The sequence below is a fragment of the Carboxylicivirga caseinilyticus genome, assembly GCF_050589785.1.
Taxonomy (GTDB): Bacteria; Bacteroidota; Bacteroidia; order Bacteroidales; family Marinilabiliaceae; genus Carboxylicivirga; species Carboxylicivirga caseinilyticus.
In genome coordinates this window covers 1-1,644 of record NZ_JBNGOX010000097.1, presented here as the reverse complement: position 1 = coordinate 1,644, position 1,644 = coordinate 1, and the positions used below count along the sequence as shown (strand labels likewise).

Here is a 1,644-nt window from a genome sequence, read left to right as displayed (position 1 = left end):
GGGATATTCAGAAGTTGATTTATTTCTTTGATAATTAAGTAATTATCACTATCTTAAAAGTGTAACAAAACCCCGAAAACAGGCACTTTTGCCATAAACCGGGGTTTGCTTTTTTTCTCGTAGTGATAAAATTACAAAGTATTCCAGAATTTCAAGCCCATCTTCCACTTTTTTCTATTGAAGATAATTTCCAGGTTGTATACAATCAGTTTCTTGCCACTTCATTAGGTAAAATTTACCAAGCCATCCCATGGGACGAACTAGTTGATTCATTCGGAATCACTGAAAGTAAAATGGGACCAGACTGTATATTTAGCCCCCAAGGTAAACTAGCTTTAATGTTTTTAAAGAACTATGCCGGTTGTTCAGATGAACGTTTAATGGAGCAGTTAAATTCCAATATCCATTATCAGCTGTTTTGTCGTTTATTGTTAGGCATTGGAGAGCAAATCAATAATTTTAAAATCATTAGCCAGATTCGATGTGAGCTGGCAGCCAAGTTGGATATTGACAAAGTACAAAAGTGCTTAGTCAGGCATTGGCTGCCTTATATGGAAGAGTTAGATCAGCTTGTGACTGATGCTACTTGTTACGAAAGCAGCTTGCGTTTTCCAACCGATCAGAAGTTACTATGGGAAGCTACTGATTGGTGCTATAACCAGTTGAAATTACTCTGTTCATATGGCAAACAAGCTATGCCTCGATGCAAGTATAATAAGTGGAAACAGCGTTACTGGAACTACAGTCGCAAACGTCGAAAGCCTAAAAAGGAACGCACTGCCATTACCAGAGGATTATTGAATTTACTCAGAAAACTATTGGAAGAACTGGTTGTCATACTCAAGCAGCTCGATGTTCAAATGCCTGAAAGATACTATACTCAATACGCTATCATTGAAAAAGTATTGAAACAGCAAAGCTATAGGTTTGCAACGGGTAAATCTCCTGAAGACCGAATCGTCAGCCTCTCAAAAAGTTACATTCGACCCATTGTAAGAGGAAAGGAAATCAAAGCTGTAGAGTTCGGTGCCAAGGTCAATAAAATACAAATTAACGGCATCAGCTTTATCGAGCATCTTAGCTTTGACGCATTTAATGAAGGTACTCATTTTAAGTCATCAGTTTATCTGGCTCAGTCGTTGACTCACACAAAAGTAAAGATAGCTGGCGCTGATGCGATTTATGCCACTAATGCCAACCGACGCTTTGCTACCTCAAATAATATCCGAACTGATTTCGTAAGAAAAGGACGCCCTGGTAAGCACGAGCCCCATCGCAAGCAGATGGCAGCACAAATTAAAAAAGAGCGGGCAACCAGACTCGAAGGTAGTTTTGGGAAGGATAAACAGCATTATTACTTGAACAGAGTTAAAGCGCGAACAAAGGCTACGGAAATACTTTGGATATTCATGGGCATCCATGTTGGCAACGCTCTTGAAATTGGGAGACGAATGCAGAATCAAGCATCCCAGGCAGCATAAACCTTTTACGAAAATACCTTCAATTGATGGGCTTGGTATGTCTTAGTGCAGCAAAAATTCATTGCTTTATGAATCAATATATTATTATGAAAAACAAAGAGGCTAATCGGTAAAGATTAACCTCATATATTTTCCTTTTTAAGTATTACTTCTGAAATCGCCT

The 1,644-nt window shown here is 38.6% G+C and carries 1 protein-coding gene; it reads left to right on the top strand.

All coding sequences use genetic code 11. The features are described from left to right. Nucleotides 1-122 precede the first annotated feature (122 nt). The gene (locus ACRD62_RS22345) at nt 123-1,481 is read left to right on the top strand and encodes a transposase (RefSeq protein WP_489672254.1); all 1,359 of its coding nucleotides are present in this window, start codon (nt 123-125) and stop codon (nt 1,479-1,481) included. Nucleotides 1,482-1,644: the final 163 nt, after the last annotated feature.